We start from the raw sequence: 22,041 nt of genomic DNA, 5'->3' as shown, positions 1-22,041 counted from the left end.
GATGGACAATGAGCCGACCGAGGTCACACCTCGGAGACGTTCGGCGGTGAAACGGACCCTGATGGTCATCGCGATGGCGATCACAGGGTTCCATATCTTCGCCAGCTTCCTGTGGATCGCCCCTGCCTCGACGGCGAGGGAGGTGATTCCCGGTGACCTGCTCTCCAAATACATGATCCCGCTGTGGGGACAGTCGTGGAGCGTGTTCGCCCCCGAACCGATCAACGGCGACTACTACTTCGATGTGCGCGCGGTGATCAAGACCGACAGCGGCGAAGAGATCACTCAATGGGTGCGGGCCACCGATGTCGAACTCGACCACTCGACATACAAGCTGTTCCCGCCGCGGTCGGCGGGGCTGGGCATCGGAGTGGCCTCGGACATCAAAGGTTCGTGGGAAGATCTGCCCGACGATCAGAAGGCGATCGTCAAACTCGACTACTTCAAGGGCGACGATTCCGTCGACCGGCTGGAGACGAAGCTGGGGGAATACGACGACCCGGAGAACGCGATTCCCGCCTACCTGGAGAGCGAACATCTGGCCACGGCGTATGCGACGCAGGTGGCGAAGGCCATCTGGGGCGACGACGTCCAGCGCGTCCAATACCAGGCCGCCCGTCAGAACGTCGTGCCGTTCGCCGAACGCAACGACAAAGACGCGAAGCGTCCGAACATCCAACCCGTCCCCGTGGGATGGCGCGCACTCGTCGTCGAAGATCATCAGTCCCAAGAGGAATTCACGAAGTACTTCTGTGCCTCGGACGAAGTGAGGTGCGTCGGTGAACAGTGATGACACGACCCGCACAGGCGGGGACGACCACGATGCAGAGGTCACTGACCAGCGGACCGGCACGGCCGCCTCGGCGCAGGGCCGGGTGAAGGACTCCGCGGGCCACGCGAACGCCGGCACCGCCTCGGCGCGGAAACCGGAGAAGGACCACGGTTCGGACTCCGCCGGCCGCGGAAACGATGGGACCGCCTCGGCGAGTGATTCGGCTCCTGAATTCGGGCTGGTCCCGGTGACGACCCTCGTGCGGACGAAGCTCGCGCAGGGGTGGAACTGGCTCGAGGAGATGCTCACCGGCCGGTACCACGCGACATACGGGCTGGCGGTGACACGGATCCTCATCGGATTCGCCGGTCTCGGCCTCATCCTCACGAACTTCAGCGCTCGGCATTACACCTTCGGTGTGGGATCGGCCTGGAACGGGGAGATCGCCGAACCCAAGAGCGATTTCCCGACCATCTGGCTCTTCTCCCTCTTCCACCGAGCGGTGACGACGCCGCCGCTGTTCACGGCGATGATGATCGGGCTCGCGCTGCTGGCGATCGTCGTCATCCTCGGGTGGCGCACAAGGATCGTCCTGCCGATCTACCTCGTGCTGTGGGTGAGCTTCATCGAGCTCAACGACGGGGCAGGGGATCAGGGCGACAACGCCTACCGGATGTTCATGATCGCCATGCTCTTCGCCGATACGACCCGCAGATGGTCCCTCGACGCCAGGCGGCGCGCGCGGAACCCGGAGTTCCCGGACAACGACGGCGGGCAGTGGCGCTGGGCGCTCATCATGGCCAACAATCTCGCCATCGTCGTGCTCGCGTTCCAGGTGTGCGCAATCTACATGTCCGGCGGTCTGTACAAGGCCGGAGGCGAGGCCTGGCAGCACGGATTCGCCGTGTACAACCCGCTGCACACTCAGCAGTTCGGCACGTGGCCGGTGCTGTCGGATCTGATGACGGCGTGGGGGCCGATGGTCGTGGCGATCTCGTGGGGATCGATCCTCTTCCAGTGCGCCTTCCCGTTCATGCTCTTCAACCGCTACACCCGCGTCATCGCGCTGCTGGGCATCCTTTCCTTCCACTTGGGCATCGCGCTGCTCATGGGCCTGCCGTGGTTCTCGCTGACGATGATCGCCGTCGATGCGATCTTCATCCGCGATCGTTCATTCGCGAAGGTCAGCGCCTACCTGCGGCATTGGTGGACCTCATCGGCCCCGCGGGGTGCTGGTGGGGCTGGTGGCGGTTCCGCCGGTGGCCGCGGCGGTTCGGGTGCTGCCAAGGGCGGGCCTGCGAAGACTCGTACGCGGTCGTCCGCAGGCTCTCGCGGCAAGTAACCGTCGCGCATAGCGCTCAGCAACCGGCAGATGCTGAAATGGGACACCCTGCTCTGGAATGCTCACCGAAGAAAGTGAGCGATCCAGAGCAGGGTGTCCCATTTCTGTGCTGTGCCGCGCTGCGGTCAGCGAAACAGCCCAGTTTGAGTTGAATAGCCCATGTTCAAATAGGTGCTATTCAACTCAAACTGGGCTGATTCCGCGCAGCACGCCCCAGCCGGGAGCCTTACCGCTTGGGGCGCAGCTCCAGGCCAGTGGCCTCGGGGTCTTCGGGCAGGTCGACGACCACAGTGTCCCCGTCGACGATGTCCCCGGCGAGCAGAGCGCGGGCCAGTTTGTCGCCGATCTCGCGCTGGACCAGCCTGCGCAGCGGCCGGGCACCGAACGCCGGATCGTAGCCTTCGAGCGCCAACCAGTCCTCGGCTCCCTGAGTGACCTCGAGCGAGACTCGACGGTCGGAGAGCCGTCGCGACATGTGCGAGATCTGCAGATCGACGATCGACGCGAGCTCGGTCTGGCTGAGCGCGTCGAAGAGCACGATGTCATCGAGACGGTTGAGGAACTCGGGCTTGAACGTCGCATGCACGACATCGAGCACCTTGGACCGCTGCTCTTCGGTCGACAGGCTCTTGTCGACGAGGAACTGCGAACCGAGGTTCGAGGTCAGGATCAGGATGGTGTTCCTGAAGTCGACCGTGCGTCCCTGACCGTCGGTGAGCCGACCGTCATCGAGGACCTGCAGCAGGATGTCGAACACGGACGGGTGCGCCTTCTCGACCTCGTCGAGCAGCACGACGGAGTACGGGCGACGGCGGACCGCCTCGGTGAGTTGGCCGCCCTCGTCGTATCCGACGTAGCCCGGAGGTGCACCGACGAGGCGGGACACGGTGTGCTTCTCACCGTATTCGCTCATATCGATCCTGATCAGGGCTTTCTCGTCGTCGAAGAGGAAGTCCGCGAGAGATTTCGCGAGCTCCGTCTTGCCGACGCCGGTGGGTCCGAGGAACAGGAACGAACCGGTCGGGCGATCCGGGTCGGCGACCCCGGCCCGCGAACGGCGGATGGCGTCGGAGACCGCGGCGACGGCGTTCTTCTGCCCGATGAGACGCTCACCGAGGATGCCCTCGGCTCCCAGCAGCTTCTCGACCTCGCCCTGGACGAGGCGTCCGGCGGGGATGCCCGTCCACGAGGAGACCACCTCGGCGATGTCGTTGCTCGAGACCTTGTCCGAGACCATCTGATCGGAATTCGCTCCCGCCTCGGCCTGGGCCTCGGCGGCTTCGGCCTCGGCGATCTCCTTCTGCACGGCAGGGATCTCGCCGTAGAGCAGACGGGACGCGGTCTCGAGATCCGTGTCGCGCTGAGCTTTCTCGGCGGCCGAACGCAGCTCGTCGAGCTTCGTCTTCAGCTCACCGACCCGGTTGAGGCCGGCACGCTGGGACTCCCAGGTGGCCTCGAGTCCGCGCAGCTCCTCCTCCTTGTCGGCGAGATCGGCACGCAGGGCGCTCAACCGCTCGATCGACGCGGAGTCTGTCTCCTTAGCCAGGGCCATGTCCTCCATCTTCAGGCGGTCCACGGCGCGGCGGAGCTCATCGATCTCGACCGGAGCCGAATCGATCTCCATCCGCAGGCGGGAAGCCGCCTCGTCGACGAGGTCGATGGCCTTGTCCGGCAGCTGCCTGCCGGTGATGTACCGGTTCGACATCGTTGCGGCCGCGACCAGGGCGCCGTCGTTGATCGAGACCTTGTGGTGAGCTTCGTAGCGTTCCTTGAGCCCGCGCAGAATCGCGATCGTGTCCTCGACGCTGGGCTCACCGACGAAGACCTGCTGGAACCGGCGCTCCAGAGCGGGATCCTTCTCGATGTTCTCGCGGTACTCGTCCAACGTGGTGGCACCGATCATCCGCAGCTCACCGCGGGCGAGCATCGGCTTGAGCATATTGCCTGCGTCCATCGAGGAGTCTCCGCCGGCACCGGCACCGACGATCGTGTGGAGCTCGTCGATGAAGGTGATGATCCGACCGTCGGCGTTCTTGATCTCCTCGAGCACGGCCTTGAACCGCTCCTCGAACTCACCGCGGTACTTCGCCCCGGCGACCATGGCGGACAGGTCGAGGCTGATGAGCGTCTTGTCGCGCAGCGATTCGGGCACGTCTCCGGCCACGATCCGCTGGGCCAGGCCTTCGACGACGGAGGTCTTGCCGACGCCGGGTTCACCGATGAGGACGGGGTTGTTCTTCGTCCTCCGCGAGAGCACCTGGACGACGCGGCGAACCTCTTTGTCGCGGCCGATCACCGGGTCGAGCTTGCCTTCCCGGGCGACGGCGGTGAGATCGATGCCGAACTTCTCCAGCGACTGCATCGTCTCCTCGGGGTTCTCCGAAGTGACCTTCTTTCCGGCACGCAGTTCGGGCAGGGCCGCGAGCAGCGCGTCCCTGTTGGCCCCATTCGCGCGCAGCGCCTCACCGGCGCCGTCCTTGCCGGCCGCAGCGGCGAGCAGCAGGTGTTCGGTCGAGACGAACTGGTCGCCGAGGGCCGTCATCTCCTCCTGCGCGAGGTTCATCATCTCCAGGCCGGCGCGGGAGAGTCCCGGCTGGCTGACGGAGGATCCGCTGACGGTGGGGAACCCGCTGATCACGGACTCGATGGACCGCAGCACGGTCTGCGGGTCGGCACCGACCTTCGTCAGCAGGGTCGCGGCGAGCGAATCGGGCTGGCCGAGCAGGGCCGCGACGAGGTGGGCCGGTTCGATCTGATTGTTCTTCCGGGCGACGACGTCGTTGACCGCAGTCTGCAGCGCCTCCCGGGATTTGGTTGTCATCTGTGCGTCCATGTACGCATCTCCTTCTCAAATTCTGTGCTGATTTCAGCTCTCGAAAAGAACAACACCGACAAAGTTGAGTCTATTCCGCTCAACTTTGGAAATCGAGAAGAATCTCGCCGAGGCGGCCCGCTCGGATACGTGTCCCTGCCCAGCCGGGGCCGGCTCGGAAACCCGCCCGGTCGGGACCGGCCCGCCTCTACCTCGTGATGACCGACTGGAGGTCGAAGCGGTGGAGCACGCGGTCGGCGATCTCCGGATCGGTGCCGCGTTCGCGCCGGGCCTTGAGCACCTCGGCACGGGCGGACTGCATGGCCTTCTTCTGCACGGCCAGCATCTGCTCCCGGTGTTCCTTGAACGCCATCGCCTGCTCCGAGCTCGCCTGGTCATCGGTGGTTCCGCTGAGCTGATCGTGCAGGACTTTGAACCTCGCCCGCAGGGGTTCGATGACGTCGTCGGGCAGACTGTCATCGTTCTTGATCTCGCGCATCGCAGCCTTGTAGGCACGCAGAGCGATGTCCCTGGTCGCCTGATGTTCCTTCTCCGCCTCGTCGTCGATGCCGAGGATAGCGACGACGGTCGGAAAGCTCAGGCCCGCCAGCACCAGAGTGACCAGCAGGACCACCGCGGCCGCGACGACGACATAGGACCGCCCGGGGAACGGGGCACCGGAGCTCGTCGTGGCCGGGATCGACAGCGCCAAGGCGACCGTGGCGAGGCCGCGCATCCCGCCCCAGGTCATCAGCGTGGCATCGCGGACGCTCAACGGTGCGGCATCCGGATCCTCCTCGCGTCTCTTGCGTTCGATGACAGTGCCGAGCAGCAGCCATACGAAGCGGACGGCGACGACGATGAGAGCGATGAGCGCGCCGACGAGCAGCGCTCGCCCGAGGTCGGCGTGTTCGGATTCGACGATGAGACGCAGATCGAGGCCGATGAGTCCGAAGGCGATTCCGGTGATGAGCATCTCGAGGACCTGCCACGTCGAGTTCTGCGTCACCCGCTCCGCCGAGTTCCCCTCGACATCGCGGCGCCGCACTTCGAGGGCGGCCACGACGACGGCGATGACCCCGCTGGCGTGGAAGTGCTCGGCCACGAGGTAGACGCCGAAGGGCAGGACGAGCATGAGGGAGGACCGAGCGATCGTGTGATCGATCTTCTCCATCACCCACCAGGCGGCGAAGGACAGCACCAGGCCGACGATGATCGCCACGACGGCGGAGACGACGAACGACACGGCCAGATCTGCGTAGTCCACCTCGGTGCCGGCCAATACCGCGGCCATCGCGGTCTGGAAGATGACCAGGGAGGCGGCATCGTTGAACAGGCCTTCGCTCTGCAGGGTCGACATGATGCGGCGGGGGATCGACACGGTGCTGGCCACGGCTTCGACAGCGACTGGGTCGGGTGGGGCGAGCATGGCGCCGAGCGCGATGGCCGCGGCGATGGTGATTCCGGGGACGAGGAAGACCGCGGACCCGGCGACGGCGGCCACGGTGACACCGACGAGAGCTACGGACATGCCGAGGATCGTGCGCCACCGGATCGCGAACAGCGCCCACGATGTCTTCTGTGCGGCGGCGAAGAGCAGGGGCGGCAGGAAGAGAGGGAGGACGAGCTCCGGATCGATGGCCACCTCGGCGAAGGTGGGGATGAACGCACCGGCGATGCCGATGAGGACCATGAGCGCCGGCCACGGGAGCTTGAGCTTCTGCCCCAATCCGACCACCACCGAGGTGGCGGCACCGAATCCGATGATCATCAGCAGTGTGGTCATGCCAGTCCCTCCGAATCGCTCCCACCGGGGCAGATGTGTCCGGAGGCGGGCGGAAATCGTCTGCGCAGATTCCGCGCCGGGCCCGGCGACCTTTGGCAGAATGAGGCTATGTCGGAATCAATTGTATTCGCGCAGCTCGACGACGGAGTCGTCTCCGTGACGATCAACCGGCCGTCCACGCGCAACGCGCTGTCGCTGACGGTCATGGAAGACCTCATCGACACCCTCACCGAGGTGGGGCAGCGTACCGAAGTACGCGCGGTCATCCTCATCACCGCCGGTCATGTGTTCAGCTCCGGTCATGACCTCACCGAGATCCGCGGGGCGGATCTGGAGACGCAGCAGACCACGTTCGACGCCTGTGCCCGACTGATGCAGCTCATCCGATCCATCCCACAGCCGGTCATCGCGCAGGTGCAGGGCGTGGCCACGGCGGCCGGCTGCCAGCTGGTGGCGACCTGCGATCTGGCCGTTGCCGCCGAGTCCGCCAGATTCGCAACTCCGGGAGTGAAGATCGGTCTGTTCTGTTCGACTCCGATGGTGGCCCTCTCCCGTGCGGTGCCGGCGAAGCAGGCGATGCGGATGCTGCTGACCGGTGATTTCGTGACCGCCGAGGATGCGCTGAAGTTCGGTCTCGTCTCCGATGTCGTCGCCGACGCCGACCTCGAATCCGCCACCTTGGAATTGGCTCTCAAAGTCGCGTCCGCCTCGTCGGCTACAGTTGCCCTAGGAAAGGCCGCATTCTACGAACAGCGGGAGCTGCCTGTGGCCGACGCCTATGCGCGGATGTCGCAGGTGATGGCGGACAATGCCGTCGCGGCCGATGCGCAGGAAGGGATCGACGCCTTCCTGACGAAGAGGGAGCCGCAGTGGCAGCACCGCCGCTGAGGCGGTGGGCGTGAAGATGAGAGAGGGAACCTCGTGGCGGTGATAGTGACCGGAGCCAGCGGCTTCATCGGTGGTGCCATTGCACGGGCGCTCGCCGAAAGGGACGAAACGGTCTACGCGCTGTCCCGGCGAGATCCCGAGATCCCCGGGGTGAACTTCCAACACTGGGACATCACCGAACCTGCGTCCGCTTCGGTGACCTCCCTGGCCAAGAATGTGACCGCGGTCTTCCACTGTGCCGGAATCGCCTCCGTCAGCGCCGATGACGACGCTCTCTACAACGTGAAGGTGACGGGCACACGTCATGTCCTCGATGCGTTTCCGAAGGCCCGCATCGTGCACGTGTCCTCGACGACGGTGTACTCCGAGTCCGAACCCCACGCCGAGCTGTGGGAGGAAGCCGGTCCGAAGGACCCCAACGACTTCGCCGACGCGTACTCTCGCACCCATGCTCTCGCCGAGCAACTCGTCATGAGGCTCCGTCCCGATGCTGCGATCCTGCGTCCCGCGGCTGTCTACGGTCCGGGGGAGACGATGCTCATGCCGTTCCTGTCGCGGATGTCGAAGAGAGGTGTGCTGCGGCTGCCCGGCGGCGGCAGGCAGAAGATCACCCTGACGCATGTCGACAATGTGGTGCGGGCCGCGCTCGCCTGCCTCGACGTGCCGTCGGCGGCGGGTCCCTTCAATATCGGTGATCCGATTCCGTACCGGCTCAAAGAGGCTGTGGTCACTCACTTCGCTCGGATGGGCTATGACCAGGTCGTCATCGAGGGTGTCGCGAAGGACAAGGCGCTGGTGTCGGCGAAGCTCGGACTCAAGATCAAGGGCGTGTTCAAGCGCGGGGACCGCGCGAAGCTCTTCCTCGTCAGATACCTGCAGTCGGATCGGACGTACAACCTGTCCCGGCAGCAGCGGGTGCTCGGCATCTCGACGACCCAGCACCTCATCCCGTCCCGCCTGCAGTAGGGCGCTGGGCCCCCAGCGACCAGGTTCAGCGCTTCAACCGGACACCAGCGGTACAGCAATCCGCCGGACCCGGCGACTGAGACGCTTACCGCTTGAGCCCGTGCTGGGCGGCGACGATCTTCGACACGAGTTCGCGCGGGAGCGCACGCCCCAGCAGGAACGGCAGCGGTGCTCTGCTGCCGACGGCGTAGAACTCCCGCGGCCTCGGCGCAATGATCGCATCGACGATCGTGGCCGCAACCTTGGCGGCCGGAATGCCGCCGCGCTCGTTGGCGTCGAGGTGCTCGAGCATCGTCGTCACGTCCTGCGTATAGGGCGACCCCTCTTCGAGGTACTTCGTCCGCCGCAGCCCGATACCCGTGGCGATCGATCCCGGTTCGACGGTGCTCACCCATACGCCGAAGGGGGAGAGCTCCTGCCGAGCCGCCGTGGCGAAAGCGCGCAGAGCCGCCTTCGCCGCAGAGTACGAACTGCGGTGGGCCAAAGGGAAGCTGGCGAGCATCGACCCGACCATGATGATGCGCCCCGCCCGTCGCGCACGCATCCCGGGCAGGACGAGTTGGCTCAGTCGAACCGGTCCGAACACGTTCGTACGGAAGAGCCGTTCGACGGCATCGGCCGGCAGCTCTTCGAACGGACCCGACTGGCTCTCACCGGCATTGTTGATGAGCACGTCGATGCCGTCGAGCAGGCCGAGTTCCTCGAGCTCTGTGGCCAGTCGGTCCGGACCATCCGGGTCGGCGAGGTCCAGCGGAAGATACCTGACACCGGGGATCCGGTCGGCAGGGGAGATGCGGTCCGGGTTCCGGCTGGTTGCCAGCACCGTGCAGCCTTTCGCCGCCAGCGCCTCGGCGACGGCTCGACCGATTCCCGAGGTGCCGCCGGTGACCAAGACTGTGAGGGCTGAACGCGCGCTGCCGGTCACGAGTGCGCTGCTTCGCCTCTAGCAGACCCGCTTTCCGGTCGCAGAGAGGTCACCGCACGGCCGGCCTGCTCGGCGGCAGCGCGTCCGGCGCGGAGGCCGGAGAAGATGCACCCGCCGAGGAACGTTCCCTCGAGCGCGTTGTACCCGTGCATTCCGCCGCCCCCGAAACCGGTGACCTCGCCGGCGGCGTAGAGGCCCGGGATCGGTGTGCGCTCAGCCTCGCGACCTCCCTCTTCACCAGCGCCGGATCCCGCCAGCACCTGCCCGTCGAGGTTCGTCTCCAGCCCTCCGAGGGTCTTGCGTGACAGCAGGCTCAGACGCACCGCGATGAGCGGACCGTGTGCCGGGTCGAGGATCTTGTGCGGTTTGACCGCGCGCACGATCTTGTCACCGAGGTAGGACCGCGCATTGTGGATGGCCTGGACCTGCGCGTCCTTCGAGAAAGCGTGTTCGGTCTGCCGGTCCCGCTGCCGGATCTGCTCAACGAGGTGGTCGTGGTCGATGACCGGCCCGCGGGAGCGTTCGTTCATTCCCGCCACCAGTTCCTCGGTGGTCTCGGCCACGACGAAGTCGGAGCCGTACTTCTTGAAGGCCTCGATCGGTCCCGGAGCATCGGAGGAGCGCACCCGATCGAGCGTGATCCGAATGTCCTTCTCGGTGAGATCCGGGTTCTGCTCCGAACCGGAGAGCGCGAATTCCTTGCGGATGATCGACTCGTTGAGCACGAACCACGAATAGTCGTGCCCGGTCTCAAGGATCGTGCGCATCGTCCGATTCGTATCGAAGCCGGGATAGTTCGGCGCCGGGAAACGATTGCCCTCGGCATCGAACCACATCGACGACGGCCCCGGAATGATGCGGATCCCGTGCCCCGGCCAGATCGGATTCCAGTTCTCGATGCCCTCCGTATACGCCCAGATCCGGTCCCGGTTGATGAGGCTGGCTCCGGCATCCTCGGCGATCTGCAGCATCCGCCCGTCCACATGAGCGGGCACTCCGGCGAGCATCGTGTCCGGGAACTCGCCGAGGCGGTCGACCGGCCAGTACTTCTTCATCAGTTCGAAATTGTGTCCGATGCCGCCGGTGGTGACGATGACGGCGGGTGCCCGGAGTTCGAAGTCGGCGAGTTCGTCGCGGTTCGATTCGACTCCGCGGGCCGTGTGACTGGGGGCGAGCGTCCGCCCGCGGACGCCGACGACGGTCCCATCCTCGGTGATGAGTTCGTCGACGCGGTGACGGAAGGCGAACTCGACGAGTCCGGCGGCCTCCGCGGTCTCGACGGGTTCACGGAAGACCCGGACCACCTCGGGGCCGGTGCCCCAGGTGAGGTGGAACCGGGGCACGGAATTGCCGTGATCACCCGCACCGGAACCGCCGCGCTCGGCCCAACCGACGATCGGTGTCAGGCGTAAGCCGAGGTCACGCAGGTACTGGCGCTTCTCCCTGGCCGCGAACTCGAGGTACGCCTCCGCCCACTTCCGCGGCCAATGATCCTCATCTCGGTCGAAGCCCGCCGAGGTGGCCCAGTCGTCTTTGGCGAGCTCGAGCGAATCGTGGATGCGCAGTCGCCGCTGTTCGGGGGAGTCGATGAGGAAGAGTCCGCCGAGGGACCAGAACGCCTGTCCGCCGAGGTTCGCGCGGTTCTCCTGGTCGAGGATGAGCACGCGTTTGCCGGCCTGGGTGAGTTCGTGGGCGGCGACGAGACCGGCGAGCCCGGCCCCGACGACGATCGCATCGGGAGAGCGGCGATCCGGGGTGGAACGATCACCGGGTTCGGAAATATCTCCGCCGTCACCAGGTGCGTGGGACGAGCCCGTGCTGTCGAAAGAACTCATCGTCGACTCCTCTGTCGTCTCTGTCGGCTAGTGAACCGACGTCAAGTGTGCGCAGATTGCCCAAAACCGGCGGGTTCCTGGCAATCTGCGCACACTTACCTACCAGTAGGTTTCAGTATTGCAGATTTTCCCGGTGTGAAGAGGCGCAAGCGGTCCGTAGTCACGCGCAATTTCGGTCGGTGTCCATCAGCCTTCGAGGGTGCGTTCCAGCCAATCGGCGGCGGCGGCGAAGGACTCGTCCGTCGTCGTCGGGTCGACCGGCACCACTGCTCCGTCGGAGCTCGGGTAGCTGCCGAGGAAGTGCAGCTTGAGGGCCGCCCGGTGGACACCCTGCAGGGCCTCGGCCATGCGGGCCTCGTGGATGTGTCCGAGCAGGTCGATCGAGAACTGGTAGAGGCCCAACCCGTCACCGGTCGGCCGGGATTCGATGCGGGACATATTGATCCCGCGGCTGGAGAACTGTTCGAGCAGTTCGAGCAGCGAACCCGCCCGGTCTGAGCGCAGGGCTGCCACGACGGTCGTCTTGTCCGCGCCGGTCGGGGCGGGCAGAGGGCCCGGGCGGGTGACCACGACGAATCGGGTGACGGCGTCCTTTCGGTCGCCGATGTCCTCGGCGACGATCTCGAGTCCATAGCGCTGCGCGGCCAGTGCCGGGCAGACGGCGGCCATATGGTCGCCGGCGTCATTGGCCAGGTCCCTGGCGGCTGCGGCAGTCGAGGACGTCGGCAGGTAGACGGCTTCGGGGAAGTTCTCGTTCATGAACGCCCGCACCTGCGCCTCGCCGTGCGGGTGCGAACCGAAGGAGGAGATCTCCTCCCTGGTGGTGCCGGGCTTGACGGCGAGGACGAAGCGGACGGGCACGACCACCTCGGCGATGATCTGCAGACGCCCGTTCTCGGTGAGCGCATCGATCGTGGCGGGCACTCCGCCTTCGAGGGAGTTCTCGATCGGCACGACCGCGGCATCGCAGTCACCCTCGAGCACCGCGTCGAGTGCCGAGGGGGCATTGCGCATCGGATGAGTCGTGGCTTCGGCGCGCAGGTTTCGGGAGTCGAGGAAGCTGAGCAGGGCCGCCTCGGTGAAAGTGGCCTCAGGGCCGAGGTACGCGAAACGGTTGAGGCTCACTTGTCGGTCTCCTTGTGTGGGTCGGAGGAATTCTGCGTGGATTCGGACGACCCGGAATCGGCGGGGGTGGAGGAGACGCCGCCGGCCGGCGTCCCGCCTTTCCGCTTCGCACGGAGGCGGCGGACGAGGATCGCGCGGGCGACGTCGCGGTACTGGGCGGCACGGTGCAGCTGGGCTTTCAGATCGCGACCGGTGACGCGGTGGTGGAGGTCGCATTCGACCTCTTCCACGCGCAGTCCGGCGTTGACGACATCGATGGTCATGGCCGCCTCGACGCCCCATCCGGCGGCGAACGGCAGGGCCGCGTCGAAGGCCTCCCGCGACAGGCAGCGCATGCCCGACAGCGGATGGGTGGCGTCGAATCCGGAGAGTTCGGCGATGCCCTTCTTCGCCAGTCCGACGACGAAGCCGAAGCCTCCGCCCTTGCGCTTCTGCGCGGGCAGGATCGCGATCGTCATGTCCGCCCGACCAGCGAGCACAGGCTCGGCCAGGGGAGCGGTGTTGATGGCGGAGTCTTCGAGGTCGCCGTCGATGAACAGCAGCGCCCGGTGGTGCGGGTCGACGCCCGGATCGGCGTCGGAGATCTCCCGATTGCGCAGTGCGAAGGCTCCGGTCATCATGGCCGCAGCCTTGCCTTTGTTCTTCGGGTGGGTGATGACCTCGGCGCCGGCGCGGCGGGCCCGAGTCCCCGTATCGTCAGCCGATCCGTCGTCGACGACGAGGACCATGTCGACCCCGGGGATCTGCTTGGCCGCAGCGACGGTGGCACCGATCCGCTGGGATTCGTTCATCGCGGGGATGATGGCGGCGACCGCCTCGGGGGCGGGGTGCGGCTGTGCGCTCATGTCGGTTCTCCTGTCCGTCACCGGCACCGAGGCGGGGCACCCTTTTCGGGGCCCGCCTCGGTGATGGGGTGGTGACGGATATCAGTGGATGGTCAGCTGGCGGGACACGATGCCCGAGCGGACGCGGCGGGCCTCGGTGCTCATCGGCTCGGTCGTGTTCAGCGCCTCGTCGAGGCGCTTGCCGAACGCGGCGATGGGCTCTTCGACGTCGTCGACCTGGGTCCCGAACTCGAGTTCCCAGACGGGGACGATGATGCCGTGGGCGCGGAAGTAGCCGAGGAAGGTGCCGATTCCGCTGAGGTCGTTGGCGTTCTCGGCCTGCAGGCGGGCCATCGCATCGACGACGCGGTCCTCACCTTCGGGGCGGGCCCACCGGACGTAGGTGCGGCCGGACATCTCGGTCCAGTAGGCTGAGGCGACGGAGGCGAGCTTCTCGGTCGGGGCCACGGAGTCGTTGGCCCGCTGGAGGGCGGCGGCGACGTCGGCATCGGACTCGGCTTCGGGCAGGGCCCAGTAGTCGAAGTTCTCGAGCACGCGGACGTCGAACGGGTGAGAGGTGTCGAGGATGTCCTGCAGACGCGGGCCCTCACCGGGTTCGGTGGTCGCCTCGATGGAGGTGCCGGGTTCGGCGTCGACGGCGGCCAGCAGACCGCGGGCGACGTCGCGGGAGGCGTCTGTCGAGGACACGGGCACCTGCATTCCGGCCAGGATCTCACCGTCGTCGCGGCGCCAGGCCTGCCATGCGGCGGGCAGCAGGGACGTGATGGTCACCTCGTGGCCGCCGTATTCCTCGGTGAGCTTCGCGGTCGCGGTGGCCGCGGGCACGAGTTCACGCAGGCAGATGAGGTCGGCTTCGAACGGCAGGTCCGCGAACGGACGCGCGACGAATGCCGTGGCCTGCGCCCTGGCGAGGCGTTTGGCGATGAGTTCTTCCTTGGAGCGCTTCGACTTCTTTCCCATGGGACGCAAGTCTAGTCGGTGGAGTCATCGGTGCATCATCCAGTGCGACGGCCCGCGCAGCACGGTGAGTTGAAGTGGCCCACGCTTGGCAACGGTGGCATCATTTATCCGTGGCTATTCTGCAGACGTCGACCGGGAACCCAGACGACCGGTCCGATACAGCCGGAGCCGCCCGGAAAGAATTGCGCCCTTCATTCGTCGAACGCGACGCCTTTCGCACCGCTCTGTCGTCGGCCTATGCCGACGGGCGCATCGACGATGAAGAGTTCGAGCGCCGCTCCACTCTCATCGAAACCGGGAACCATGCCGCGGACCTGCAGCGAGCCCTGGCCGATCTGCCCCGACCCGAGGTCGAGTTCCCGACCACACTTACCCGCGCCGAGGCGCTCAAGCGGCGCCGTTCGCTGCGGACTTCCGGCGCCCCGGCGGTCAGCCGCCGCCTCCTGCTCGCCGGTGGTGCCGCTGCCTTGGGCTTCGTCGTCGCCGGCGGAGCCTCTCGGCTCTTCGGCGTGGACTCAAAGGCAGTCGAAACTTCGGGCTCGGACTCGCCTGAGGTCGACTTCATCGCTGATCCTGCTGCCCTCGAAGATGTGCTGACAAAGGTGAAGGACAAGGGGTACACGCATTTCCGTGAGATCTCTATCGATCCGGATGTGTTCCAGGCCGGTGCCCGCAGTCTGAAATCGTCTCGCGGCATCGACAGCGTCATCGTCTACGGGCGTGCAGAGCCAGACATCACCCCCAGCAGTCGCTTGGGCGAAGGCGACAGGCTCTTCACACTCGACGACTTCGCTCTCGGCCTCATCCCGGCGATGGCCCAGGCGGCAGCGAAGAAACTCGGCAGCGGGCAGGGCCTGCGAGTGGAGCTGCGGACCGAGAGCGACGCGTCCAACAGCAAAGCGGAACCGGTGATCTCTGTGGTGGTGGCGGGCGGCGACTACGGCGATGGCGGAGGCGAACTGCGCTGGACTGCTGACGGGAGAGAGCTCATCTCCATCCATCGCACGGGCGAGGAATGAAGGGGATCGAAATGGCCGAGAAGAAGAAGGACGATTGGCGCCCCTCCCGTGACGAACGCGCGCCCTATATCTCCGCGCTCAATGAGGCGCTCGCCGACGAACGGCTCAGCGTCGACGAACACGACGAGCGGATCGCTTCCGCCGAGGCGGCCACCAGTTTCACCACCCTCGACGGCCTCGTCGCCGATCTGCCCTTCGAATGGCATGACGAGAAGTTCGAACGGACGCAGACGACCGACCGCCGGCGGTTCGTGCTCGGCATCGGGGCATTGGTCGGCATCACTGCCGCATCGTGGGTCGGCACCCGAGCGTGGGTGAAGAGCGGAGACGGCGCCGAGGCGACTGTCCGAGGCGGTGGAGGCGAAGTGGGGTCGAACTCGGCGTCCTCTGAGTCTGATTCTTCCGAGTCTGAGGACGACTATGAGGAGACCGTTCCCACTGATCTCGTGCAGGTGCTGAACTGGCGCAAGGACACTGTGCCCTCAGCAATCGAACATGCGACGGCACTCGGGCTGACCATGGTCGGGCGGATTCAGGGCGGAGGAGACGACGTCACGGTCAAGGGGTCGAACGAGAACGACGAGTGGATCACGGTCCGCTTCCGGAAGGGCTTTCGTCCGACGGTCGACACCGACACGAGCCAGAGTCCGTCAGACAAATGGCTCAGACCCGCCGAGATCCCAGCTGTCGACGTAGCCGCTCTGCACGATGAAGTGAAGTCCGAACTCAGCAAGAACACGCAGTCGCATCAGCTCGATATCGGCTATGACCTGACCGCTGACGAATGGCTGGTGTTGATCTGGGACGGGCCGGATTCCTTCGCCTGGACCCTTGACGGGCTCAAGCGCGTCAAACGCGACTGACCGAACAGCAGCCACTGCCTGTCGCAGTCAGCTCAGCTGACGTGCTCGACTCAGCCGTCGTACTCGACTCAGCGGTCGTGGCCGACGGGGATGAAGTAGCGCGTGTTGTTCGACTCGTCCATGCGCACCTGCAACTTGTCGCCCGGATGAGGGAACGCAGAGCGCTCCGGGTTGTCGGGGGTCAGTCCGAGCGTCTCCAAGCGGATGATGCCGTGGCGGCCCACCTCGTCGGCGGCGAGGACATAGGAGTGGTTGAGTTCGCGGATCGTGACCTCGATGGCCGGATCTGTCGGTTCGTCCGCCTCGGCGAAGGCGCGGGGCGGGGCGGAATTGCCCATGCCCAGATACGCGCCGACGTCATCGGCGATGTAGCCGGCCACGGAGTCGGCCTGCGCCATCAGACCTGCGAGGATCACCGACAGCCGTTCCTGCTGGGCATCGGATTTCAGGGCCTGCCCGGGTTTGAAGAGGTGCTCCTCGGCGAGCACGCACCACGCGTCCTGCATGATCGTGCGCAGCTGGAGTTCGACGAGGACGGAAGGCTCGGAATCGAAGGGAACCTCGACGATGAGGTGGCGGCCGCGGTACCCAGAGGGCTTCGGGGTCGCGGAATAGTCGCGCACCTCGGCGATGGAGAGGTTCGTATCGTCGCTCACCTCGGTGAGCAGGTCCCACAGGGCCGACTGTTCGCGTTCGGTGCGGCAGATGACGCGGGCACCGACGACATCGATGACCTGGTTCTCGACCTCGACGGATTCGTGGATCTCGTCGTTGGCATCGGCGAGCTTGCGGCGCAGCTTCTCGCCGGTGCGCAGTCGATCCTTGATCCGACCGTCGACGACGCGCACTCGATCTCCGGAGAGCAGTGCGGATGGAGCGCGGACGGACTCGACCCAGTCATTGACCGTCTCGAGGGCGGCCCTCCAGGTGGACTCACGCCGGTCGTAGGCTTCGTCGACCAATTCGCGGACAGTTGCTGACATCCTCGTCACCTTCCTAGCTCCTGATTCAACTTCACCAGAAGAGAGGGGAGATGTCTATGGCTTCGACGCTGAAGTTGCGCCGGGGTGCCGAAAGGTGAGACGAAGGTGCCTCAGAGGTCGTAGTCGACGATGACGGGAGCGTGATCGGACGCGCCTTTGCCCTTGCGCTCCTCACGGTCGATCTCGCCTGCGGTCGCTGTCTTCGCCAGCGCCTGCGAGGCGAGCTGGAAGTCGATGCGCATGCCCTGCTTCTTCGGGAAGCGCAGCTTCTGGTAGTCCCAGAAGGTGTAGACGCCGGGTCCGGGCGTGAACTGGCGGGTGACTTCGCTCAGGCCCGCGCCGAGGAGATCATCGAAAGCGGCACGCTCGGCATCGGAGACGTGGGTGGCGCCGTCGAACTCGGCCATGTCCCAGACGTCCTCGTCGAGCGGAGCGACGTTGAAGTCACCGCAGAGGACGAGCTTCTTCTCCGGTTCGGCGCTCAGCTGGGCGGCGATATCGGCCGTCAGCGCCTTGTACCACTCCAACTTGTAGCCGTAGTGCGGGTGGTCGAGTTCGCGGCCGTTGGGCACATAGAGCGAGTAGACGCGTACATCGTTGCAGGTCACCGACAGCGACCGGGCTTCGACGACGGGTTCTTCCGAACCGAAGGCAGGGATGTCCTTGAACCCGATCTCGGCGTCGGCCAGTCCGACGCGCGAGGCGATGGCGACACCGTTCCACTGGTTGAGGCCGTGATAGCTGACCTCGTAGCCGCGCTCGGTGAACAGCTCCTCGGGGAACTGCGAGTCCTTGCACTTGAGTTCCTGGATGGCCAGGACATCGACATCCGAACGATCCAGCCAGGCCCCGATGCGGTCATGGCGGGCACGGATCGAGTTCACATTCCACGTAGCGATTCTCACCCTCCCACCCTAAGCCGTCCGCGCCGGAGGAGAAAGCGGGGTCTCGACGGGTCGATAGGATTGGGACCATGCCTGAAGCTCCCAATGAACACCTCGGCCATGACGGTGCCGCCTACCCGGACTCCTACTATGTGCGGCTGTCCGAGGACCGCCTCGTCTCGACTCTGCACAGCCAGGGCGCTTGGCAGCCCGGCGAGCAGCACCTCGCGCCTGCCTCGGGGATGGTGCTTGCCGAGATCGAACGTCGACTGCCCAGCGACAAGCTCATCTCCCGGGTGACCTTCGACGTCCTCGGCGTCATCCACTCCGGCGAGTTCACCATCGATGTCGACGTCGTCCGCCCCGGCCGCACCATCGAACTCGTCGAAGCGCATATGCGCCACGGTGAGCGCACCAGCGTGACCGCTCGGGTGTGGAGACTGCAGGCCTCCGACACCGAGGCGGTCGCAGGCGACGAATGGTCCGCGATGCCGCCCGTGTCCGAAGTGCCCGAGATTCCTTTCACCAACCGTTGGGGCGGCGGTTACATTGCGTCCCTCGAGGGGCGCCAGGGAGCGGACGCCCACCCCGGCTGCGCACGGTCCTGGGTGCGCAGTCCCTATCCTCTCGTCGACGGTGAGATCGACCCGCCGACCGCGGCCTTCGTGAAGTTCGTCGACACCGCCAACGGTCTGGCCGTCCGTGAGGATCCGAAGACGACGTTCTTCCCGAACGTCGACCTCTCTATCCACCTCACTCGCGTGCCCGAAGCCGGCTGGGTCGGCTTCGACACCAAGGTGGCCTTCGGGCCGACCGGACTGGGGCAGACGACGAGCGTGCTCAGCGACGTCGACGGACCCATCGGCACAGCAGTTCAGTCCCTGACCGTTCGTCGAGGTCAAGGCGCGGTATGAATCCGCGGCCGCGTGCCCTCATCACCGGGGCGAGCTCCGGGCTGGGGCGCGGCTATGCCCGCACCCTGGCCGCCGAGGGCTACGACCTCGTCCTGGTCGCCAGGGACGCGGACCGGCTGAATCAGCTGGCCGAGCAGGTGCGAACCACGCAGAGTACCCACGCCGAGGCGGCCGTGGCCGATCTGTCGACCCGTGACGGTATCGACGCGGTCAACGAGATCATCGCGACGCAGCCGATCGATGTGCTCATCAACAATGCCGGCTTCGGGCTGCGCGGGACACTGCTGGATACCGATGCTGCTGAGCTCGATGCGCTCGATCGGGTGCTCGCCGGGGCGGTGAGAGAGCTGTCGCTGGCAGCGGCTCGGCGCATGCAGTCCCGCGGTCGCGGAGGAATCATCAACGTCTCCTCGCTGGCGGCGGTGACGACGATGGGACAGTATGCCGCGTCGAAAGCTTCGACTCTGGTCTTCACCGAGGCGCTCGCCGGGGAACTCAGGGGCGGCCCGGTGACGGTCACCGCCGTTCTGCCTGGCTTCATCCGGACGGAATTCCACAGCCGCCTCGGCGTGGAGCGTCCGGGACCCGGCCTGATCTGGCTCAGCGTCGATCAGGTGGTGCGGGAGTCGCTGCGTGATGCGCGGGCGGGGAAGGTCGTCTCTGTGCCGGGGTGGGGATATCGCATTGCCGCGCTCGTTGCCCCTGTGGTGCCGCGTCCGCTCATGCGATGGGGGTCGGCCGGATTCTCCTTCGCCCGCACCCGCGATCACTGAGTCGGGATTCGCGAGATGCGCCGGCGGTCATCGAACTGTGGTCGTGTGCTCACCGCGGGATGTGACCTATATGCAATTTTCGGCAGGGGCGGCACAACTGAGTTGAGGATTGAACTACCGGGGGCTGAGCCTGTGACCAGGGGTTTTATTCTGATCGCTTCTGTGCTATAGGGCCCGACAGGATTCAAGACGGAGCGTGAGATTCTTTACAAGCGACACGAAAGTGTGGTCAAATTAATGTGTTCGCCCGGTGGGGATCGGGTGGACATAACGGACGTATGGGGATGCGTCCGGGTACTCGAGGGGAGTGCTGCGAGGACCCCGGGATGTCGCGATTACGCGCCCCGGGGTTCTTGTCATTCACAGCAGTGTTTCGCGACCGCCTGCCTGTCTTCAGGTCACTATCGGACATCCGAACTCGAATCTAGGTCACTATCGGATACTTCTGCGTGCGAAAAGTATCCGATAGTGACCTGGATTCGGTGGCCGCATCCGATGGTGACCTCGCCGCTGCCTGCTGCTGAAGCAGAAACTGCAGCTGCCGGCTTCTGCCGACTGCGGCGCTCTTGGATGTCGGCGCTACTGGACGCTGACGCTGCGCTGGCGGCGCGAGCGAGTGCGGGCGATGCCGATCTCCAGGGCCACCGCGCTCAGCGGAGCACCGAGTGCCATTGCCGCATTGCCGGCGGCGCGCTCGGCGACTTCGGCGATGATCGCATCGATGTCGGCGCGTTCATCGGCGTCGACGTGGATGAGCAGCTCCGGACTCCGCGCGGTGCCGCGCAGAATCACCGTGGCGTCGGAGACTCCGTCGGTGGATTCGAGGTCGGCGGCGACCGCCTCGGCGATGACCTCCGCATTCACCGTGGTCAGACCCGTGCGGGCATCGGCCTGCATCCGGAAGGGCTTCGCGAAGTCCTTGCGCGGGACCTGCACGCTCAGCCAGCGGAGCCCGATGATCGCCAGGATGAGGGCCACGACCACGGCGATGAGCGCCGAATAGGGCAGCGCCAGCACCGAGGCGACCGGACCGAGATCCGCTCCCGCCTCCAGGGCAGGGTCGACCGGGGCGGTGAGACCGAACCCGATGGCGAGCACTGCCAATCCGATGATCAGCGCGATGAGGCCGAGGATGATCAGTCCCGTGCGGTTGGCGGCGGCGGCCGTGCGTCTCATGACTGACTCCTTCTGGCCTGGACCTTCACCGTGGGGGTGCGGTCGAATGAGATCGAGGCGAAGCGTTCCCTGACGGCGGCTTCGACTTCGGCGCGGATCGGCTCAACGTCGCGGATCGGCGTCGAGAACGTCACGATCGTCGACCTCGCGTTCGACGAGGCCTTGACCCCGCTGACGCCGTCGACCCCATCGGCGGCCGCGGCCGCGATCTGCGACAGCGCCGAGGTGGGCAGGGCGACCTCGAAATCACCGATGTGTTCTGACCCAGCGGCGCTCACGCCGAGGATCCGGCGTGCTCCGGGAGAGATGCCGAGGATGAAGGCGATGAGTCCGAGCAGAGCCAGGACGATGCCGACCGCGATGACGACCGCGGAATTCCAATGCAGGTTCCCGGCCGCCTCGGCGATGGCGGAATCCGGCGCCTCGATCAGTGCGGCTGCGACGGATCCGAAGCTCACGAATGCGGCGATGCCGGCCCAACCGAGTCCCACGGCGAGGAGCAGCAGGATGAGGGCGACGACCACGGCCGGACCGATGCGGGAGGGCCGCTTGCGCAGCAGGCGTGTGCTCATTGCAGGCGATTCCTTCCTCGATTCGCACCGGAGGACTCCGGGGCGAGCCACCGCACGCTGATGTCGACCTGACGGACGGTGACACCGGTGAGGCGTTCGACTTCGTGACTCAGGGTGGAGCGGACGTGTTCGGTCGCCTCGACGATGGGGGTGGGGTAGGCCAGGCCCAGCTGGACGGCGAGCGTGCAGCTGCGCCCGGACAGGGTGACATCCACGGACGGGCGCGTGTCGAGGCTGGAACTCGCTCCGATTCCGAAGAGACCCGAGCTCGTGCCGCCGACGCCGGGCAGGTCTTTCAGCACCTGCCCGGCGGTGCGCTCCACGACCTTGTCCGCGATCGTCAGGCCGCCTCGGCGAGCTGGAGCGTCGTCGAGTATCGGGGCCACGGCGCTACCTCCGCGTGGTCGAGCGTGAGCTCAGCGCGGACAGGTCGAGGCGTCCGTCGAGGACGAGGCCGACGACCAGGCCGAGCCCGCCGCAGATGGCGACGACGAGGAACGCGAGGAAACCGCCGAAGTAGGCGACGATTCCCAGCGTCAGGCCGACGAGGAGTCCGATGAGAGTTTTCGACATGGCATTCCTTCTGCCGAGGTGGTGCAGC

21 protein-coding genes are annotated in these 22,041 nt (G+C 66.1%); 8 read left to right on the top strand and 13 right to left on the bottom strand.

Annotation, left to right across the window (positions count from 1 at the left end; all coding sequences use genetic code 11):
* Window positions 1–46 precede the first annotated feature (46 nt).
* Window positions 47–790, top strand: a complete 744-nt coding sequence (locus HK108_RS10490; RefSeq protein WP_229664072.1) for a DUF5819 family protein — start codon at window positions 47–49, stop codon at window positions 788–790.
* On the top strand, window positions 780–2,114 hold the full coding sequence (locus HK108_RS10485; RefSeq protein ID WP_229664071.1) for an HTTM domain-containing protein: 1,335 nt from the start codon (window positions 780–782) through the stop codon (window positions 2,112–2,114). Before HK108_RS10490 ends, HK108_RS10485 begins: the two co-directional genes overlap by 11 nt.
* A 226-nt stretch (window positions 2,115–2,340) precedes the next feature.
* On the opposite strand, the gene clpB is transcribed toward HK108_RS10485, so the two are convergent.
* Both clpB and HK108_RS10475 read right to left on the bottom strand, forming a co-directional pair.
* Window positions 2,341–4,947, bottom strand: a complete 2,607-nt coding sequence (clpB, locus tag HK108_RS10480) for an ATP-dependent chaperone ClpB (protein WP_139469041.1) — start codon at window positions 4,945–4,947, stop codon at window positions 2,341–2,343.
* A gap of 187 nt (window positions 4,948–5,134) precedes the next feature.
* Window positions 5,135–6,712 (bottom strand): Na+/H+ antiporter, encoded by a 1,578-nt coding sequence (locus tag HK108_RS10475; RefSeq protein ID WP_181271486.1) that lies wholly within the window; start codon window positions 6,710–6,712, stop codon window positions 5,135–5,137.
* 108 nt (window positions 6,713–6,820) lie between these two features.
* On the opposite strand from HK108_RS10475, the gene HK108_RS10470 reads away from it, so the two are divergent.
* Both HK108_RS10470 and HK108_RS10465 read left to right on the top strand, forming a co-directional pair.
* Complete coding sequence (locus HK108_RS10470; protein WP_181271485.1) at window positions 6,821–7,600, top strand: enoyl-CoA hydratase; 780 nt, start codon at window positions 6,821–6,823, stop codon at window positions 7,598–7,600.
* Between the two features lie 33 nt (window positions 7,601–7,633).
* On the top strand, window positions 7,634–8,566 hold the full coding sequence (locus HK108_RS10465; protein ID WP_181271484.1) for an NAD-dependent epimerase/dehydratase family protein: 933 nt from the start codon (window positions 7,634–7,636) through the stop codon (window positions 8,564–8,566).
* 85 nt (window positions 8,567–8,651) lie between these two features.
* Here HK108_RS10465 and HK108_RS10460 read toward each other — a convergent pair whose 3' ends face one another.
* From HK108_RS10460 to HK108_RS10440, 5 genes are all read right to left on the bottom strand, one after another.
* Complete coding sequence (locus tag HK108_RS10460; RefSeq protein WP_219729043.1) at window positions 8,652–9,491, bottom strand: SDR family NAD(P)-dependent oxidoreductase; 840 nt, start codon at window positions 9,489–9,491, stop codon at window positions 8,652–8,654.
* A complete protein-coding gene (locus tag HK108_RS10455) occupies window positions 9,488–11,326 on the bottom strand; it encodes an FAD-binding dehydrogenase (protein WP_181271483.1) in 1,839 nt (612 codons plus the stop codon). Before HK108_RS10455 ends, HK108_RS10460 begins: the two co-directional genes overlap by 4 nt.
* Before the next feature lie 186 nt (window positions 11,327–11,512).
* Window positions 11,513–12,451 carry a prephenate dehydratase gene (gene pheA / locus HK108_RS10450; RefSeq protein ID WP_181271482.1) on the bottom strand — a complete coding sequence of 313 codons (939 nt, stop codon included), beginning with the start codon at window positions 12,449–12,451 and terminating at the stop codon, window positions 11,513–11,515.
* The gene (locus HK108_RS10445; protein WP_181271481.1) at window positions 12,448–13,296 is read right to left on the bottom strand and encodes a glycosyltransferase family 2 protein; all 849 of its coding nucleotides are present in this window, start codon (window positions 13,294–13,296) and stop codon (window positions 12,448–12,450) included. The genes pheA and HK108_RS10445 overlap by 4 nt, the downstream gene beginning before the upstream one ends.
* Before the next feature lie 81 nt (window positions 13,297–13,377).
* Window positions 13,378–14,256, bottom strand: coding sequence for a DUF5926 family protein (locus HK108_RS10440; protein WP_181271480.1), 879 nt, complete (start codon window positions 14,254–14,256; stop codon window positions 13,378–13,380).
* A gap of 110 nt (window positions 14,257–14,366) precedes the next feature.
* Here HK108_RS10440 and HK108_RS10435 point away from each other — a divergent pair, with 110 nt between their 5' ends.
* Together HK108_RS10435 and HK108_RS10430 are read left to right on the top strand one after the other, a co-directional pair.
* The gene (locus tag HK108_RS10435; protein ID WP_172171937.1) at window positions 14,367–15,275 is read left to right on the top strand and encodes a DUF1707 SHOCT-like domain-containing protein; all 909 of its coding nucleotides are present in this window, start codon (window positions 14,367–14,369) and stop codon (window positions 15,273–15,275) included.
* An 11-nt stretch (window positions 15,276–15,286) separates the two neighbouring features.
* Window positions 15,287–16,138: a DUF1707 SHOCT-like domain-containing protein gene (locus HK108_RS10430; protein ID WP_180987749.1), complete on the top strand. Its 852-nt coding sequence runs from the start codon at window positions 15,287–15,289 to the stop codon at window positions 16,136–16,138.
* Window positions 16,139–16,206: 68 nt separating this feature from the next.
* Here the strand turns inward: HK108_RS10430 and HK108_RS10425 are convergent, their stop codons facing one another.
* Both HK108_RS10425 and HK108_RS10420 read right to left on the bottom strand, forming a co-directional pair.
* The gene (locus HK108_RS10425; RefSeq protein ID WP_139909276.1) at window positions 16,207–17,121 is read right to left on the bottom strand and encodes a GTP pyrophosphokinase; all 915 of its coding nucleotides are present in this window, start codon (window positions 17,119–17,121) and stop codon (window positions 16,207–16,209) included.
* Window positions 17,122–17,231: 110 nt separating this feature from the next.
* Window positions 17,232–18,026 (bottom strand): exodeoxyribonuclease III, encoded by a 795-nt coding sequence (locus HK108_RS10420; RefSeq protein WP_181271479.1) that lies wholly within the window; start codon window positions 18,024–18,026, stop codon window positions 17,232–17,234.
* Window positions 18,027–18,094: 68 nt separating this feature from the next.
* Between HK108_RS10420 and HK108_RS10415 the strand changes: the two genes are divergently transcribed.
* Both HK108_RS10415 and HK108_RS10410 read left to right on the top strand, forming a co-directional pair.
* Window positions 18,095–18,919, top strand: coding sequence for a thioesterase family protein (locus HK108_RS10415; RefSeq protein ID WP_139469052.1), 825 nt, complete (start codon window positions 18,095–18,097; stop codon window positions 18,917–18,919).
* Window positions 18,916–19,692, top strand: a complete 777-nt coding sequence (locus HK108_RS10410) for an SDR family NAD(P)-dependent oxidoreductase (RefSeq protein WP_139469053.1) — start codon at window positions 18,916–18,918, stop codon at window positions 19,690–19,692. Before HK108_RS10415 ends, HK108_RS10410 begins: the two co-directional genes overlap by 4 nt.
* Window positions 19,693–20,271: 579 nt before the next feature.
* Here HK108_RS10410 and HK108_RS10405 read toward each other — a convergent pair.
* Genes HK108_RS10405 through HK108_RS10390 form a run of 4 tightly spaced genes read right to left on the bottom strand, consistent with a single transcriptional unit; the run spans window position 20,272 to window position 22,013 of the window.
* Window positions 20,272–20,868, bottom strand: coding sequence for an alkaline shock response membrane anchor protein AmaP (locus HK108_RS10405; protein WP_139469054.1), 597 nt, complete (start codon window positions 20,866–20,868; stop codon window positions 20,272–20,274).
* Window positions 20,865–21,440 (bottom strand): DUF6286 domain-containing protein, encoded by a 576-nt coding sequence (locus HK108_RS10400; RefSeq protein ID WP_139469055.1) that lies wholly within the window; start codon window positions 21,438–21,440, stop codon window positions 20,865–20,867. The genes HK108_RS10405 and HK108_RS10400 overlap by 4 nt, the downstream gene beginning before the upstream one ends.
* Window positions 21,437–21,826: an Asp23/Gls24 family envelope stress response protein gene (locus HK108_RS10395; protein ID WP_229664069.1), complete on the bottom strand. Its 390-nt coding sequence runs from the start codon at window positions 21,824–21,826 to the stop codon at window positions 21,437–21,439. Before HK108_RS10395 ends, HK108_RS10400 begins: the two co-directional genes overlap by 4 nt.
* 4 nt (window positions 21,827–21,830) lie before the next feature.
* The gene (locus HK108_RS10390; protein WP_062862592.1) at window positions 21,831–22,013 is read right to left on the bottom strand and encodes a hypothetical protein; all 183 of its coding nucleotides are present in this window, start codon (window positions 22,011–22,013) and stop codon (window positions 21,831–21,833) included.
* Between the last annotated feature and the right edge of the window lie 28 nt (window positions 22,014–22,041).

The sequence above is a fragment of the Brevibacterium sediminis genome (assembly GCF_013623905.1).
Classification (GTDB): Bacteria; Actinomycetota; Actinomycetes; order Actinomycetales; family Brevibacteriaceae; genus Brevibacterium; species Brevibacterium sediminis.
The sequence above is the reverse complement of the archived record's forward strand: the minus strand, read 5'-3'. Positions and strand labels throughout refer to the sequence as shown.